At 50.1% G+C, this 16,852-nt stretch carries 9 protein-coding genes; 8 read left to right on the forward strand and 1 reads right to left on the reverse strand.

From position 1 onward, the window contains the following. The coding region (locus ACXAG2_RS18470) for an Ig-like domain-containing protein (protein ID WP_474869400.1) at window positions 1–4,141 on the reverse strand (4,141 nt) is incomplete at its 3' end. A gap of 242 nt (window positions 4,142–4,383) precedes the next feature. Here ACXAG2_RS18470 and ACXAG2_RS18475 point away from each other — a divergent pair. From ACXAG2_RS18475 to ACXAG2_RS18510, 8 genes are read left to right on the forward strand one after another with little or no spacing between them, the layout of a single operon-like run. Beyond that, a complete protein-coding gene (locus tag ACXAG2_RS18475; RefSeq protein ID WP_474869403.1) occupies window positions 4,384–6,288 on the forward strand; it encodes a TolC family outer membrane protein in 1,905 nt (634 codons plus the stop codon). Then, window positions 6,288–8,453, forward strand: a complete 2,166-nt coding sequence (locus tag ACXAG2_RS18480) for a type I secretion system permease/ATPase (RefSeq protein ID WP_474869405.1) — start codon at window positions 6,288–6,290, stop codon at window positions 8,451–8,453. Before ACXAG2_RS18475 ends, ACXAG2_RS18480 begins: the two co-directional genes overlap by 1 nt. Window positions 8,454–8,462: 9 nt before the next feature. Next, window positions 8,463–9,794, forward strand: coding sequence for an HlyD family type I secretion periplasmic adaptor subunit (locus ACXAG2_RS18485; protein WP_474869408.1), 1,332 nt, complete (start codon window positions 8,463–8,465; stop codon window positions 9,792–9,794). A 2-nt stretch (window positions 9,795–9,796) separates the two neighbouring features. Continuing rightward, window positions 9,797–10,387 carry a response regulator transcription factor gene (locus ACXAG2_RS18490; protein WP_119500297.1) on the forward strand — a complete coding sequence of 197 codons (591 nt, stop codon included), beginning with the start codon at window positions 9,797–9,799 and terminating at the stop codon, window positions 10,385–10,387. 27 nt (window positions 10,388–10,414) lie between these two features. Continuing rightward, window positions 10,415–12,076, forward strand: coding sequence for a sensor histidine kinase (locus ACXAG2_RS18495; protein ID WP_474869409.1), 1,662 nt, complete (start codon window positions 10,415–10,417; stop codon window positions 12,074–12,076). Between the two features lie 3 nt (window positions 12,077–12,079). Continuing rightward, window positions 12,080–13,627: a DUF3369 domain-containing protein gene (locus tag ACXAG2_RS18500; protein WP_474869411.1), complete on the forward strand. Its 1,548-nt coding sequence runs from the start codon at window positions 12,080–12,082 to the stop codon at window positions 13,625–13,627. Between the two features lie 12 nt (window positions 13,628–13,639). Continuing rightward, window positions 13,640–14,884: a sensor histidine kinase gene (locus ACXAG2_RS18505; protein ID WP_474869414.1), complete on the forward strand. Its 1,245-nt coding sequence runs from the start codon at window positions 13,640–13,642 to the stop codon at window positions 14,882–14,884. A gap of 11 nt (window positions 14,885–14,895) precedes the next feature. Further along, window positions 14,896–16,830: a bifunctional diguanylate cyclase/phosphodiesterase gene (locus ACXAG2_RS18510; RefSeq protein ID WP_474869417.1), complete on the forward strand. Its 1,935-nt coding sequence runs from the start codon at window positions 14,896–14,898 to the stop codon at window positions 16,828–16,830. The last annotated feature ends 22 nt before the right edge of the window (window positions 16,831–16,852 follow it).

A 16,852-nucleotide genomic window follows, 5' to 3' on the forward strand; every position in this document is an offset into this window, starting at 1 on the left:
CTGCCATTTCCGCTGGTACATCGGCACTGAATGTGCCGTCAGGTTGCACAGTGGCTGTTACTGTTTGTGCATCACCATTCGCATCTGTCACTGTCAGGGTGACAGATTCACCGGCTGGCAGATCCGTGGTACCGGAAATGGTTGGCGTGGTGTCGGTGCCTGTGCCCTGGGGATCCAGCGTGACCGTTGGGGCAGTGGTATCCACCGTACCTGACGTTGAAGCCGTGCCGGTGTTACCGGCCGTATCGGTCGCCGCAGCATCCACGGTGAAGTTACCTTCTGCCATTTCTGCAGGGACATCAGCACTGAACGTACCGTCTGGTTGTACGGTAGCCGTTACAGTCTGCGCATCACCATTTGCATCGGTGACCGTCAACGTCACAGATTCGCCGGCTGGCAGATCCGTGGTGCCTGAAATCGTTGGCGTGGTGTCGTTACCGGTGCCTTGTGCATCCAGAGTGACTGTCGGCGCAGTGGTGTCGATATTACCGCTGGTTGAAGCCGTGCCGGTGTTACCAGCCGCATCGGTTGCCGCAGCATCAACGGTGAAGTTACCTTCTGCAAGTTCTGCAGGCACATCGGCGCTGAACGTACCGTCTGGCTGTACGGTTGCGCTAACAGTCTGCGCATCACCATTCGCATCGGTCACCGTCAAGGTGACGGATTCTCCCGCTGGCAAATCGGTGGTGCCTGAAATGGTTGGTGTGGTGTCGTTGCCGGTACCTTGTGCATCCAGTGTGACTGTTGGTGCAGTCGTATCAACTTCACCGCCTGTTGCTGTTGCAGTCGTGGAATTACCAGCTGCATCGGTGGCCGTCGCTTCAACGGTATAGCTACCTTCTGCCATTTCAGCAGGGACATCGGCACTGAAGGTACCGTCTGGCTGCACGGTTGCGGTAACAGTTTGCGCATCGCCGTTAGCATCTGTCACCGTCAGGGTGACGGATTCACCGGCTGGCAGATCGGTGGTACCTGAGATGGTTGGCGTGGTGTCATTGCCTGTGCCCTGAGCGTCTAATGTAACTGTCGGCGCAGTGGTGTCGATATCACCGCTGGTTGAAGCCGTGCCGGTGTTACCAGCCGCATCGGTTGCCGCAGCATCAACGGTGAAGTTACCTTCTGCAAGTTCTGCAGGCACATCGGCGCTGAACGTACCGTCTGGCTGTACGGTTGCGGTAACAGTCTGCGCATCACCATTCGCATCGGTCACCGTCAAGGTGACGGATTCTCCCGCTGGCAAATCGGTGGTGCCTGAAATAGTTGGTGTGGTGTCGTTGCCGGTACCTTGTGCATCCAGTGTGACTGTTGGTGCAGTCGTATCAACTTCACCGCCTGTTGCTGTTGCAGTCGTGGAATTACCAGCTGCATCGGTGGCCGTCGCTTCAACGGTATAGCTACCTTCTGCCATTTCAGCAGGGACATCGACACTGAAGGTACCGTCTGGTTGCACAGTAGCCGTCACAATTTGCGCATCGCCGTTGGCATCTGTCACCGTCAGGGTGACGGATTCACCGGCTGGCAGATCGGTGGTACCTGAGATGGTCGGGGTGGTGTCGTTACCGGTGCCCTGCGCATCCAGTGTGACCATCGGTGCAGTGGTATCAACTTCACCGCCAGTCGCTGTTGCTGTCGTGGAATTACCAGCTGCATCGGTGGCTGTCGCTTCAATAGTAAAGCTACCTTCTGCCATTTCCGCAGGTACATCGGCGCTGAAGGTACCGTCAGGTTGCACGGTAGCGGTGACGGTTTGCGCATCGCCGTTAGCATCTGTCACGGTTAACGTCACCGATTCTCCCGCTGGCAAATCGGTGGTACCGGAAATCGTAGGTGTGGTGTCGTTGCCTGAACCTTGCGCATCCAACGTGACCGTTGGCGCAGTCGTATCAACTTCACCGCCCGTGGCGGTAACCGTTGTTGTGTTACCTGCTTCGTCAGTGGCGGTGGCCTCAACAGTAAATCCGCCTTCTGCCAGCTCAGCAGGGACTTCCGCACTGAACGTGCCGTCAGGTTCAACGGTGGCTGTAATTGTTTGTTCATTACCGTCTGAACCAGTGACTGTCAGCGTAACGGTCTCTCCGGCTGGTAAGTCTGTTGTACCGGAAATGACAGGCGTAGTATCAGAATCCACATCAGGTGGATTGATAGTCAGTTCAGGCGCTGTTGTATCTGGCTCAACAGGATCGACGGGGTCTGATGGTTCTACTGGCTCAGAGGGATCGACATCTGTCGAGCCTTCTGAGGGAGGCGGAGTAGTGGTCTCGCCGGTTTCACCCGGAGTCGTTGTCTCGCCGGTTTCACCCGGAGTAGTGGTCTCGCCGGTTTCACCCGGAGTAGTTGTCTCGCCGGTTTCACCCGGAGTAGTTGTCTCGCCGGTTTCACCCGGAGTAGTTGTTTCGCCGGTTTCGCCCGGAGTAGTGGTCTCGCCGGTTTCACCCGGAGTCGTTGACTCGCCAGTTTCACCCGGAGTCGTTGTCTCGCCGGTTTCACCCGGAGTGGTTGTCTCGCCGGTTTCGCCCGGAGTGGTTGTCTCGCCGGTTTCACCCGGAGTAGTTGTCTCGCCGGTTTCACCCGGAGTCGTTGTCTCGCCGGTTTCGCCCGGAGTGGTTGTCTCGCCGGTTTCGCCCGGAGTGGTTGTCTCGCCGGTTTCGCCCGGTGTGGTTGTCTCGCCGGTTTCACCCGGAGTGGTTGTCTCGCCGGTTTCGCCCGGTGTGGTTGTCTCGCCGGTTTCATCCGGAGCATCAGGTGCTGTCTCTTCTGCCGGTGCTGGCTCTGACTCAGCCGCTGTTACAGAGAAGGTGTCGTTAGCCTGAGTCTGGTTGCCGGCTGCATCGGTTGCGGTTACACCTACGGTGTAATCACCTTCAGCGAAGTTGTCCGGTAAAGTCAGATTAAAACTGCCGTCTGCAAGGACATCAGCAGTAAATGTTTGAGTGCTGCCATCTGCGCCGGTCACGGTAATTTCAACAATACTACCCTGAGCTAAATCAGTCGTACCACTTAATACAGGCGCTTCTCCTTCAGCCGCATTTACCTCAAAAGTAAGCTCTGGTGGAGTGAAATCTGTTTCACCGGTGGCATTTACTGACGTCGTATTACCCGCTTCATCGCTGGCGGTAACCGCTACATCAAAAGCGCCTTCCGCAAGAGGGGCTACCGGTGTTGCAGAGAAGCTGCCATCTTCAAGAACGATAGCGGTGATAGTTTGCTCGTTTCCATCTGCATCAGTAATGGTGATGGATATTTCGCTGCCTGCAGGCAAATCTGAAGTGCCGCTGATCTCAGGAAACTCATCATTGGTAACATCGATGGGATTTACATCGATAGTAGGTGGTGAAGTATCAACCACAAATGTTTCTGATACCGTAACCGTGCCATTCTGAGGATCCGGTGCTTCAACTACAACATCGAAAGTACCGTCTTCCAGCGTATCCGGTAATGTAGCATTGAAACTGCCATCATCTGCAACGATAACGTCAATAACCGTTTCAGCGCCTGTCTCATCAATAACCGTAATTGTAATCGGGGTACCGGGCTCCAGGTTAGAATCACCGGCTACAACCGGCGGGAAATCACCGGAAATGGTGATATTGTCCAGTGTAGTGGGTTCGTCCTGAGCTGCTGCTCCTTCAGGATCCTGCTCGATATTCTGTGGTTCAGTCGTCGCAGGCTCATAATCAAATGTCAGCGGATCCACATCTTCGGCGATACGGCTTAACTGCACAAATGACGCACCGCCGCCACCAGCACCACCGCCGCCACCGGCTGCAGTTTCTTCTAACGCATCAAGGATGTCTCCGTCGCCACTCAGCAAGGCGTCAATATCCGGAACGCCCTGCGAACCGGTGGAGTCAAATCCCGTGTCACCGCCGTCAACCATGGCAAGCATGTCATCAAGGGAATCGTCGTAAACCACGAATTCATCATCGAAAGCAGATGCTTCAAATGATTCTACATCTGCTACCAGTTGCGGTGCACCCGGAGCAAGGTCAATGGCTCCCTGTTCCTGAGTGATGATCTGACCACCATTGTCTGAAACGATTTGCGCATCTGACGGAATCGTATCGCCGGCTGAGACCGGGAATTCATCCCCGTTGGGAAGGCGTATAAATACGTCACCGGACACATTAGTTACGTTCAACATAATTCAATACCTTTTGCGTTTGATGCACTAAAAACTAGTTGCCGCAAAAAGTTTGACCCTGTACCAGAGAACAGTCTGAATCTAAATGTCTGTATTTATAGCAATTAAAAATTAAATTTTTTTTCCGTAATAAAAATTCATTCCCGCCGGTTTGCGGGCTTCAAAGTTCGTGACTACTTTTACAAATACAGGGAATCAATAGCGAAAATGGATATTTGTCGGTAAACGGAAATGAGGTATTCATGCTGATTCGAATTTTGGCCGTGGGCTTGGCAGCTGGTTTCTCGCTGGGCGGTTCACTTGTGAGCGCAGCACCAGTGAGCCTGACAGAAGTCGTAAAACAAGCCATTGACACAAATCCTGATGTGCAGGCAGCGTGGCGGGAATTTCTGGAAGCAGAACAAAATGTGAAGATTGCCAGATCGGGCTATCTCCCTAAAGTGGATGTCACTGCCAGCTCAAGTCTGGTGCGCCGGAACTATGGTCTCGACCAGAGTTACGTATCCAATGAAGCCCGTATTTCTGTTACCCAGATGCTTTACGACGGCTTTTTTACCTCATCGGAAGTAAAGCGTCTTGAGTCGGCGAAGAAGGTCAGATTCCTTGAACTGTTAAACCAGGTAGAACAGATTTCATTAGAGGTTGCCACTGCCTACTCGGACGTATTGCTTTACCGCGAGTTGTTACTGGTGGCAGAAGACAATCTTAAAACTCACGTTGACGTTTATAAACAAATTGAAAAAAGTGCTGCTGCCGGTGTGGCCAGGCGGGCTGATCTGGAACAGATCAGCGGGCGTCTGTATCTGGCTGAATCAAACGTGATGACAGAACAGTCGAATTTGCATGATGTTTCTTCCCGCTTCCTGCGATTGACCGGGTTTCGCCCGCCGGCGGAACTTGAACCGGTAGACAATCTCATAAACGCTGAGATCCCGTTATCGATGGAAGAGAGTTTGCTTGAAGCCTACAAGCGCAATCCCGGTTTTCTGGCATCATGGTATAACGTTAATTCAACCAATTACGGCATCGATTCAGCCAAAAGTCGTTATCATCCCACATTAAATCTGGTGGGCAGTTACGGTTCTCAGTCCAGGGACGATGCGGGTCTGGATAACACTCAGACCGAAGGGCAAATCGGACTCCAGTTCTCATACAATCTTTACAATGGTGGCGCAGACCGGGCGTCTATCCGTGCTGCGCTGGCAGTAACCGATCAGGCTAAAGATCTGCGGGATAAATCCTGCCGCGATGTTCGTCAGACAGTGCAGATAGCCTACAACGACATTCGCAATCTGGACAGACAGATCCCGGCACTGAACGAGCACCGGCTATCTTCCAGCAGGGTGCGTACCGCCTACCTCGATCAGTTTAAAATCGGTGACCGGACTTTATTGGATCTGTTGGACTCAGAGAACGAAGCCTATGAATCCGGCCGCGCATACACCGAAGCTGTTTTCACTCAATACAAAGCCATTTTACGTTTGATGGCCGGTGGTGGTGAACTGGCTGAATACCTTACGGTGACCCGGGATGAGTTTGATTTAACTGAAGCTATTCGTCTGTCGGAAGCCGTATACGATCCTATGTACGTTTGTCCGGCTGAAACCATCGATGTGATGTCTCAGGAAACCAATATTCTGATCCGTGATACAGACGGTGATGGCATTACCGACTTGTGGGATGAATGTCCTGATACACCTTTTGATACCGCAGTGGATGACTTTGGTTGCGCAACTCAGCAGCAAAATTCCGGTGACATCATTGGTGTGATACGTCAATCAGAAGTGGTAATTCCTTTCGGTGCTGACTCTGCTGAACTGGACCCTAAATACCTCGTTAAACTTGAGCCTATGCTGGATACGCTTGGTAAAGACCCCGCAGCCGGCGTCGTTGTGTACGGCCACGCCTCTCTGGAAGGGGAGTCTCACTACAATATGATGCTTTCTGTACGGCGTGCCAATGCCGTTGCTGAATGGCTGAAGGTTCAGTCCGGCAGTAATGAGCAACGCATCTCTGCCATCGGTCTGGGCGAAGATAAGCCCCTCATCAATGACATTTCACCTGAAGCGAACCTGGCTAACCGGCGTGCGGAAGCCGTTGTCGTTGTACTTAATTCTTCACTAGATTCGCCGGAGTATATTAATTAATGGCGCAACCTAAGTTGTCTGCCCCCGCAATCGAGAAGCTGGCAGAATCCTCTGAAATCCATGGCGGCTGCCTGATGGCCTGCCTGAAAGCAATTTGTGATTTCCACGGCATTACCCTCGTGCCCGATGCGGTTATGGCAGGATTGCCAATGGACAACGGGGAATTATCACCATCGGTGATGCCCCGTGCTGCAAGCCGGGTGGGTCTGAATTGCAAGGTAGTCAAACGTGAGCTGGCTGAAATAAATCCCGCGTTATTGCCGGCAATTCTGGTGTTGTCAGAACAGCGGTCCTGCGTGTTAGTTTCCTGTCAGATTGAATCCGGTCAGGCTGAAGTGGTATTCCCGGAAGCACCTGAAACCGTTGAAGTCATCGATATAGAGGATATTGAGAAGGACTACACTCAGTTCGTCATGTTTTTACGTCCGGACAGGCGCATCGGCAAACCTGCATCGGTATCCAACTCTCAAAAAGGTGTGCACTGGCTCTGGCATACCGTAGCTTCAGCGATTTCGCTGTATAAAGATGTATTGCTTGCCTCAATATTCATCGGGCTGCTTTCTCTTGCCATGCCACTGTTTGTGATGAACGTATATGACAGGGTGGTGCCAAACGCGGCGACGGAAACGTTGTGGGTACTGGCTATCGGTGCTGCTATGGTGCTGTTTGCCGAGTTTTCATTACGTATGCTGCGGCATTTCTTTGTTGAACTGGCAGCCAGTCGTATTGATATCACCCTGACGGCGAATTTAATGCAAAAAGTGCTCGGCTTTTCGTTTAAGGAAAAGCCGGCCTCCACCGGTGCCTTTGTCAACAACCTGCAATCTTTTGAAGCGATCCGCGGATTTACGAACTCACTGACCCTGGTGGCGCTGGTCGATCTGCCTTTCGCAGTATTTTTTATTGTCATTATTGCGCTGATCAACGACTTTTTATCACTGCCAATTCTGGTGGGCGGACTTTTACTGATTTGTTTCGGGCTTTACGCCCAGCGCAATATGGCCAGGCTCGCCAGCAGTGCAAGTGAAGCCGGCTCAGCCAGAAACGGGCTGGTCACTGAATCAGTCAACATGTTCGATGACGTTAAGTTTTTTAATGCCGGTCATCATGTGCAGCATGAATGGGAACAGCATTCCATTTATCTGGCAAAACTCAATGCCAAATTACGTATCGCAGGAACATCAGTCAGCAGTGCTGCTCTCTGGATCCAGCAGACCGTGGGCGTGTCTATGATTGTCGTCGGTGTATTTCTGATCGTGGACGGCGAACTTACGCAAGGCGGGCTAATCGCGGCGTATTTGTTGTCTTCACGGGCAATGGGACCATTATCACAGGCTGCCAGCCTGCTGTCACAATATCATCATGCTAAGACCGCTTACGAAACCTTGTCTGACTTAATGGCCAAAGAAGATGAGTCAAAAGCCGAACAAAAATGGACGCAGCATACCCGCATTCATGGCCGGTTGCACTTCGATAAAGTGTCCTTTGCTTATCCTGAGCAGCCATCCCATGTGATTAGCAGAATGTCCCTCACCATCGAAGCCGGTGAGCGGGTAGCAATTCTTGGCAATAACGGTTCCGGTAAAACTACGCTGCACAAACTGTTGCTGCACGCCTATGCGCCAACCAGTGGCCTTATCACTCTGGATAATATTGATTTACAGCAATACGAACCGAGTACGCTGCGTAATCAGATAGGTTATGTACCTCAGGATATTAATCTGTTTACCGGAAGTTTGCGGGACAACATCACTGTGTTTAAGGAAGACTACGACGAAGATTTTATCTGGGAGATACTCAATGCCTGCGGTTTAACTGACTTTGTTAACCATCATCCTGACGGTCTTAATCTCAGTGTGGGAGAAGGCGGAAAATTACTGTCCGGGGGCAAACGTCAGTCTGTTGCTCTGGCACGGGCACTCATCCGTCGTCCGTCACTGTTTTTGATGGATGAACCGACTTCGGCCATGGATGCCACTGCCGAACAACGTATAAAGGAGCTGCTGGACAGAGAAACGAAAGGGAAAACCTTAATTCTGAATACCCACCGGCACACTCTTCTCTCACTGGTCGACCGCATTATTGTTATCGATCAGGGGCACATCATTGTTGACGGTCCCCGTCAGGAAGTTCTTAAACGTCTCGCTGCTGCGGTTAAAGGCTAAGGATTCATCATGCTTATGTCATGGGCCCGCGATTGGCTGGCACCACCTCCGGAAAATGACTGGGTTTTAGAAGCCGAGTGGGCGCGGATTCAGCAGCGGCCACTGCGAGCCAAAGCGCTGCTTTATGTGGTTGTACTGACAATCACGGCATTAATTGTGTGGGCTTGTTTTGCACCCATCGCAGAAGTCGCGAGGGGGGAAGGTAAGGTTGTGCCATCCAGCCAGCTTCAGATTTTGCAGTCCTATGACGGCGGTATTGTTCAGGACATTCAGGTGAAGGAAGGACAGAAAGTCAACGCCGGTGACATTATCCTGAAAGTGGATCCTACCCGCTACTTATCTTCGCTGCAGGAAAACAATTCTAAGAGAAACGCTGTGGCTGCGAAAGTTCACAGGCTGACGGCACAGACACGGGCGCAGCCATTGAGCTTCCCGGAAGACCTTAAACAGGCCGCGCCTGAAATTGTTGCCAATGAAACGGCGTTATATTTTTCCAGTGTGAAAGAACTGGAAGAAACCTTGTCGAGGTTTGAAAGCCGGATTGCCCAGCGCCGGCAGGATTTGCAATCTTACCGCGCCGAATTACAGCAATATCAGGACACTCTATCTATCGCGCAGCGTGAACTTACGGTCACACGTCCGCTGATGGCTTCGGGCGCTGTTTCTGAAATCGATATTCTGCGGCTGGAAAAGCAGGTTATTGAAAATCAGGGGGCCATTCAGCGCACACGGGCTGCAATAACCCGCAGTCAGGCAACCATAGATGAAGAGCAGAACAATCTTAAAGAAGCCAGCCTGAAAATGCAGAACCGGTGGAATGAAGAACTCAATGAAGCGGTTGCCACCATGCAATCCTTGCAGGAGTCTCAAACCGGTCTGGAAGATGTGGTGAAACAATCTGAAATCCGCGCGCCGGTCGCCGGTACCGTTCAGAGACTGCTGGTAAATACTGTGGGTGGTGTGGTGACACCGGGCAGTGCCGTTGTGGAAATTATTCCTGCCGATGACCGGTTAATCGTTGAGGCAAAAATCCCACCCAAAGATATCGCTTTTCTGAAATTAGGGCAGCCCGCCATTTTGAAATTCAGTGCTTATGATTTTGCTATTTACGGCGGTATGGAAGCCAGCGTAGAGCACATCAGTGCTGATACCGTGACTGACGATCAGGACCGGACTTACTACCTCGTCAGGCTTTCCACCGAAGATAAAAACGCCCTCAATATGGATATCCTGCCGGGCATGATGGTGCAGGTAGATATCATCACCGGTAATCGTACTGTCATGCAGTACCTGCTAAACCCGCTTATCAGGGCCTCTTCATCAGCATTAGGAGAACGTTAGGAATGAAATTTTTCGTGTTAGGAGAGTCGCTTAAGGAGTATGCACCGCTATCTGATGCAATAGCGTGGCACGAAGTTTCATTTTCCCTTGCTGCTGACGGGGGGATCTGCTGGGTCGATACCCGTGAAACTGACTGGTTACGTTTTGTGCGGGAAAGCAGTGTGTTGGGTGTGCATCCTGTGGTGATCAGCCATGCACCTGATATCAAGGAAATGCAACGAAGTCTGGTAGTTGGCGGACGGGGCTATTGCAACGGAACCGAATTGATACGCCATTGCAATGAAATTGCCAGTGCTGTCATGGCCGGCGGCATGTGGATCCCCGGCGGACTCGTCACGGCGATGGTTCACCGCCTCAGTGAACATCCGGATTATGAGTTTAAAGAGGCGCAGACCGAAGTACTCACTGAACGGGAAAAGGAAGTTTTGCGGCTTTTACTGGACGGTGATTCTAATCAGGATATGGCGGATAAGCTAAATATTACTGTCAGAACGGTAAAAGAGCATATGTCGTCTATTCTTAAGAAATACAGAGTGAAAGACAGGGTGGCCTTGCTGCTTAAGATTGGCCAATTCAAACGAACTGCCCTTTAACAGCGCTGAGAATCCGGAGAGGTAGGGGTGAATTTAATTCTTCAAAAAAACGTGCTCACTTTTTTGAGTGTGCTTTTCAGTATTCTTTGCACCTTTGGCGGTTACAAAGTGTATTTGCAACTGACAGAGCAGGAGCGCGCCGCATCTTTCGACGGACCGGTTAAAGAGTTCAATGACCAGTTTAATGGTAACCTTGAGGACATGGAGTACACCCTGCACTCTGTGCATCAATTGTTTGACTCTTCCTCAAATGTAGATGAAATTGAATTTGATTCTTTCAGCGGTCTGATTCTGGAATACAACCTGTCCATCGCCGGTATCGGCGTTTTCAATTTTGACTCCCGTGAGATGGGAGCTAAAACCACCTTACCGGAGCCTCAGTACTGGCTGGCATCTGATTCATATCCCCAATTTACCAAACGGGAAGTAACGCTGGCGATGAAGCGGAACGTTGAGTTACGGGAAGCGTCAAAACTGGACAATTTCGCCTCCGACCTTTTCAGTGTTAATGATAGTCAGCAGCAATACGTATTACTTAACCGCATTATGCCAGAACACAACTTATTGCTGGCTATGGTGGTTGATCTACACCGCGCTGCCAAGCTTTCTGTAAGTAACAGGATTGTCAGTAATTTCATTGTTTACCGTGAGGGAGAAAACAGAAAAGAACTGGCTTTTTCTGATGTGAAATATTCTGCGACCCTGGCAAAGCCTTTTAACGGCGAAATCTTCCTGTTTAACCGTGTCTGGTCCATGGTGATTTATCCGCCGGCAAATTTATTCAACCAATATTATGTAGCTATCCCTGTCATAGCGTTCCTGTTCAGTTTGATGGTGCTGTATCTGGTTTATTTCGCGTTCAAATTACACAAGCTCAGTGATGACCGGCAGCTGGCCCTGCAGGATTTGAAGTTCGCCCAGAGTAAGATGGTTGAGGCCGAGAAAATAGGCGCAATGGGGGGACTGGTTGCCGGTATCGCCCATGAAGTGAATACGCCCCTGGGGATCAGTATTACCAGTTGTTCCCACGTGAACGATTTGATGCGGGATTTGAAAGAAGATTTCGATCGAGGTGAACTGGATCAGGAAAAGTTTGAAGATTTTCTGTCCTCCGGTAAGGAAATGCTGGGCATGGCACTGGAAAATATGGGCCGGGCATCTAAGCTGATTGCATCATTTAAGAAAATTGACGTCATTAATGCAGACGATTCCACCAAAACAGAGCTGGTTGACGTGGCCGAAATCGTTGAAAACTTTGTTGAGCATTATCAGCAGAATGCCATGTCAACGAAGATTAAATTTGATGTGGAAATTGGCAAGCGGGCACAAATCCATACCTACCCTACTGTTATTACTCAGGTGCTCGCCAGCCTTGCATCGAACTCAGAGGTTCATGCGTTTGCGAAGAAGAATGAAGACTGTGTTATTTCAATCCGGGTTTCTTCCTTCGGTAACTCCGTGTTGCTGAAGTTTGCTGATAACGGTAGCGGCGTGAAAAAGAAAAATCTCGCACAAATTTTTGACCCCTTTTATACCACCAACCGTGGTGCCGGTAATGCCGGCCTCGGCTTAAGCGTGGTGTACAACCTGGTGAAAAGTAAGCTGAAAGGTGAACTGAACCATGGTGCAGTTCCCGGAGGTGGTCTGTGGATATCACTACGAATTAAAGACTTAGAAGAGAAGGAGTAAACTATGGGGAATCCATTATTTGCCAAGCAGAAAGCTGCACCAGCTGAGTCTGTGGATGACGCGGCAGAGCAGAAAGATACCTCACCGTTGAAAGTGTTGATTATCGATGATGAAACCGAAGTTCACCGGGTAACCGACCTGACGTTAAAGCGCTTCCGTTTTGACGGCAAGAAAATTCAGTTTTTGCATGCGTATTCCGGAAAAGAAGCGAAGGAGATTTTCGAAAAAGAGACCGACATCGCGCTGGCCCTCGTGGACGTAGTAATGGAAACGGATCATGCCGGCCTGGATGTGGTGCATTATGTGCGTAAAGAGCTGAACAACACAGCCTGCCGGCTGGTATTACGTACCGGTCAGCCCGGTCAGGCGCCTGAACATGAAGTCATTGAGCGCTATGATATCAATGACTACAAAGAAAAAACGGAATTAACCAGCCAGAAGCTGAAAACCCTGATGTACACAGGGCTGCGCTCATACCGCGATATCTCTACCATTGAGAGCCACCGGAAAGGTCTGCGTCAGGTCATTGAAAGTACCACTAAAATGTTGCAGACCCATGCGCTTAACGAGTTCGCCTCAGCGGTGCTGAAGGAAATCATGAACCTGCTGCAACTGGACTCCAGTGCTATTTATTGTTCTACCTTCCCGCAAAGCGCCGAAGCCAGTAAAGGCCGCACGGTATTGGCAGCTACCGGAAGTTTGGCTGACATCAAGGAAAGCCACCAACCTGAAGTGCCTGACGAAGTGGAAAACTGCTTTAAAGAGGTTTTGGCTTCTAAACAGTCTCAGCATTTCCCTTCTGGCTATGTGTTCTATAACTGTACCGACCTGGGTTATGAGAACCTGTTGTTTATCGACACCAAAGGTACGCTTTCTGATGCACAGAAAGAGTTTCTGGAAATTTACTGCATAAATGTCTCGCTGGTTTACGAAAACCTGATGATTACAGAAGAAATTTCAGAGACACAAAAAGACATTATCCACATGTTGGGGAGCGCTGTTGAATTACGCACCAAGGAAGTTGGCGCGCATGTTAAACGTGTGGCAGAAATCAGCTACAAACTCGCGATTATGGCAGGTTTAAGCGATGATGAAGCTGAAAATATCCGCCGTTTTGCACCGGTTCACAATCTGGGCAAAGTCGCCATACCCGATTCTATTTTACATAAACCCGGAGAACTCACCCCGGAGGAGTGGGGCATCATGAAGTCTCACCCCAAAGTCGGTGCGGATATGCTGAGCCTTTCTAACAAACCCATGATTAAGAATGCGGCGAAGATTTGCTATGCACATCACGAGCAGTGGAACGGTGGCGGTTACCCTGAGGGCCTGAAGGGCGAAGACATCCCTCTGGCTGCGAGGATCACCGCGCTGGCTGATGCCTTCGATTCCATGGGCTCAAAACGCAGCTATAAAGAGGCGTGGCCGAAAGAAAACATTATTTCAGAGATAGAAGCGCAAAAAGGTGAACAGTTTGATCCCCAACTGGCGGAAATCTTACTGGCCAATTTTGATGACTTCTGGTCTCTGCGTGCCCGCTATCCGGATTAAGAGGAGAGTATCGTGTCCAAATCTGTAACCGAATCGATGGCGGCGTTACTCAGCCCTGATTTGCTGCGGGCACTCCCGGTACAGTCTCAGTTTCCGCTGCTGGATCAGGCCGTCTACATTGGTGCTGATTGTTATCATGTATCAAGCTGGCATGTGAGTGACGAGGCCAGTATTGCCGTGGACTGCATGGGGTGTATTCCCGGCCGTCAACTGGAAAACAGCATGTTAAGTTCCTTGCTGGCCGGTAAGGGGGGAAATCGCTGGGCAGAACGCAGCGTCGTTGATGCCAGTTTCTCTGACTGGATGGCACAGGCAGGTATGGCGGACAAAGTTTGCTCTGTGTATGTGATTGCCGATGAACAGCATGTGGGTGGATTCATTGTTCTGGTAACGCAAACGCCGGTAGATGAAAACGATGCAGGTCTGACGAAATTGCTGGACGAATTCACGCCGTTACTCATAGAAAGTGAGTATCTGAAGGAAAAGAAGGAAGCGGCCATCGAAATGGAGAAGCTGTGCAACTTAGGTGGCATGGTGGCAACGGTGGCTCATGAGGTAAATAACCCTCTCGGTGTGGCGATCACATCTTTGTCGCACCTTAAAGAAAGTGTTGATGATCTTGATAAAAGTTTCAAAGACGGAACCCTTACGGAAGAGTATTTCTCAGACTTTATAGATGACAGTAACGAAGTAAGCGATTTGCTCTCGTTCAACTTAGGACGTGCTGCCAAACTCATCCGTGACTTTAAAACCAATGCGGTAAACCAAAGCGCTGATGTGCTGATGGCGTTCCCGCTGAAGGGTACCATCGAAAGTGTGCTGAGCAGCGTAAAACCGCAGTTGAAAGCGAAGCAAATTGAAATTGTGCTGGATTGTAAGGTGCCCGACACCTTTATTATGAAGGGGTTTCCGGGAGCCCTGTCTCAGGTCCTGACAAACTTACTGTTCAATGCATCTATTCACGCATTCGATAAATCCATTACGTCCCCTAAAATTCAAATTAGGGCAGAATCAGCGGATGGCAAGGCAACGATCACCTTCAATGATAACGGTAAAGGGATCCCTGAAGAGTTTCGTGAAGTAATGTTTGAGCCCTATTTTACCACCCGCCGTGAAGAAGGTGGCAGCGGTTTGGGGTTACATATCGTGAAGAACCTGACAGAAAACAAGATGCAGGGACAGCTGACACTAAAAAGTGAAGTGGGTAAGGGGACTGAGTTTGTTATGGTCCTTCCCGTTGAGATAGACGCTGAATAGAGTAGTTGTTAATGACCCTGAATAAGCAGCTGTGGATTGCCATTCTCACCATTATTGCCATTAACAGTGTGGTGAGCTTTCTGGTGCTATTTTTCTCTACGCAGAAAAACACCGAGGAACAGCTGTATCTGAAGAACATTGATGATGCGAATTCACTGGCACTGGTGCTGACGCAGGCGGAGAAATCACCAGCCGGCATTCGCCTCATGCTGTCTGCAAAATTTGATTCGGGGCATTATTCACTTATCCGGCTTGAAGGCACGGACGGGAATGTTATCGACGAGATCTACTTTGAGGGAGAAGCGTCAACCGCGCCGGACTGGTTTCAGGCCATGGCGGAACTGACCGTACCGCCCGGCATTTCTCAGGTGAGTGACGGTTGGGATCAGTTTGGTACCCTTTATGTTGAAAGTCAGACTGCCTTTGCCATGGATACATTGTGGTCGAAGTTTAAAAGTTTTGTGATGAGTATCGTGATCCTCACTGTAGGGATCGGGATAATCGGCTCCCTCATTTTACGTGTCATCCTGAAACCGCTGGGGACTATTGTCGACCAGGCTAACAGTTTTTCCGAGAGGAAATTTATAAAAATTGCGCTGCCCTGGACTGCCGACTTTGCCCGGGTCGTAAATGCCATGAACTCGTTGGCCGACCGCTTTAAGGCAAACCTTGTTGAGAACAACCGCCGGCTTGAACTTGCCAGGGAACGGGACCAGCATGACCCCGTTACTAATATTCCTAATATCAATGCCTTCTTTACACTACTTGAATCTCAACTGAGATTTCGTGATAAAGATGGTCAGAACGTGCTGCTCATGCACAGCCTGATGAAAGACAAAGGCGATATTCAGGCGTTTGCGCCGGAGATATTTAATCAGTTCGTAAAAGAGTTTGCTGACCGGCTGGACGGCTTCTACTGTGAACACAGTGAGCTTTACACCGATTTCCGCATGGCCCGAATCAATGAAACAGATATTTGTGTATTGCTGACAGAGTGCCGTGATCTGGAAGGGATTCAGGAAGTGTTTATGGAAGACAATCCGCTGGAGCACAGTCCGGATTTTGCCGATTTGAATATTCACTGCGTCACCGCCGGCGTCTACATCCGGGCTGATGAAGCGAGTTACGAATTGCTCGACCGGGTTGACGGATTACTGGAAGAAGTGCAGGAAAGTGAAATTGTTTTCGGTTTTAATCTGCAGCCGTTGCCGGAAACGCACTATCGCTGTGACAGCAAAGAGAAATGGCAGAAGGATTTCGACATCGCCAGTCAGTCTGCCGAACTGATGACAGTGAGTGTTCATACCCACAGCGGTAAAACCATGCATTATCAAGCTTTCGTGCTGTATAAAGACGGCGATGAAATGCGAGGATTCGGACGTTTTACTGAAGCGGCCCGCCGCTTTGATACCGTAGATAAAATCGACCTTCTGGCACTGAAGAAAGCGCTGGCTTGGCTGAAAGACAATCCCGATAAATGCTGCGCGGTGCTGCTTTATCAGGAAACAATCCTGGATACGTTTAACAGAACACAACTGGAAGATTTATTAAAAGCGAATCAGGATGTGATCACCCGGTTATCGCTGGAGTTGCGGGAGCATACAGCTGCCAACCATCCTAAATCCTTCCGTCAGTTCTGTGAGCTGGCTGATTATTTCAAAGTGGATACCGGGCTTAAAAGAGTGGGAGAAAGCTTTTCGAAGGTGGCCGATGTGCATGAATTTGGCCTTAAATATCTAAAGGTTGACAGTACTTACGTGTATGACGTGGTGAACAACCGCTCAAATCAGGTATACCTGAATGGTCTTGCTGATCTTGCCCACTCACTGGGAATGGTGGTGATCGCTGATGGCGTAGTATCTGAAAAAGACGAGGAAGTTCTGCTGTCTATCGGTTTCGACGGTGTGGCGCGGCTTAACATTGATGATCAGGTTGCAACAAAGTGACAAACTCGCCGTACGTGGTACA

Source organism: Alteromonas sp. ABH4_456, from assembly GCF_056160645.1.

Excerpts from the sequence above, each read along its gene's own strand:
- ACXAG2_RS18475 (WP_474869403.1), top strand. The coding sequence starts at position 4,384 with ATGCTGATTCGAATTTTGGCCGTGGGCTTGGCAGCTGGTTTCTCGCTG.
- ACXAG2_RS18480 (WP_474869405.1), top strand. The coding sequence starts at position 6,288 with ATGGCGCAACCTAAGTTGTCTGCCCCCGCAATCGAGAAGCTGGCAGAA.
- ACXAG2_RS18485 (WP_474869408.1), top strand. The coding sequence starts at position 8,463 with ATGCTTATGTCATGGGCCCGCGATTGGCTGGCACCACCTCCGGAAAAT.
- ACXAG2_RS18490 (WP_119500297.1), top strand. The coding sequence starts at position 9,797 with ATGAAATTTTTCGTGTTAGGAGAGTCGCTTAAGGAGTATGCACCGCTA.
- ACXAG2_RS18500 (WP_474869411.1), top strand. The coding sequence starts at position 12,080 with ATGGGGAATCCATTATTTGCCAAGCAGAAAGCTGCACCAGCTGAGTCT.
- ACXAG2_RS18510 (WP_474869417.1), top strand. The coding sequence starts at position 14,896 with ATGACCCTGAATAAGCAGCTGTGGATTGCCATTCTCACCATTATTGCC.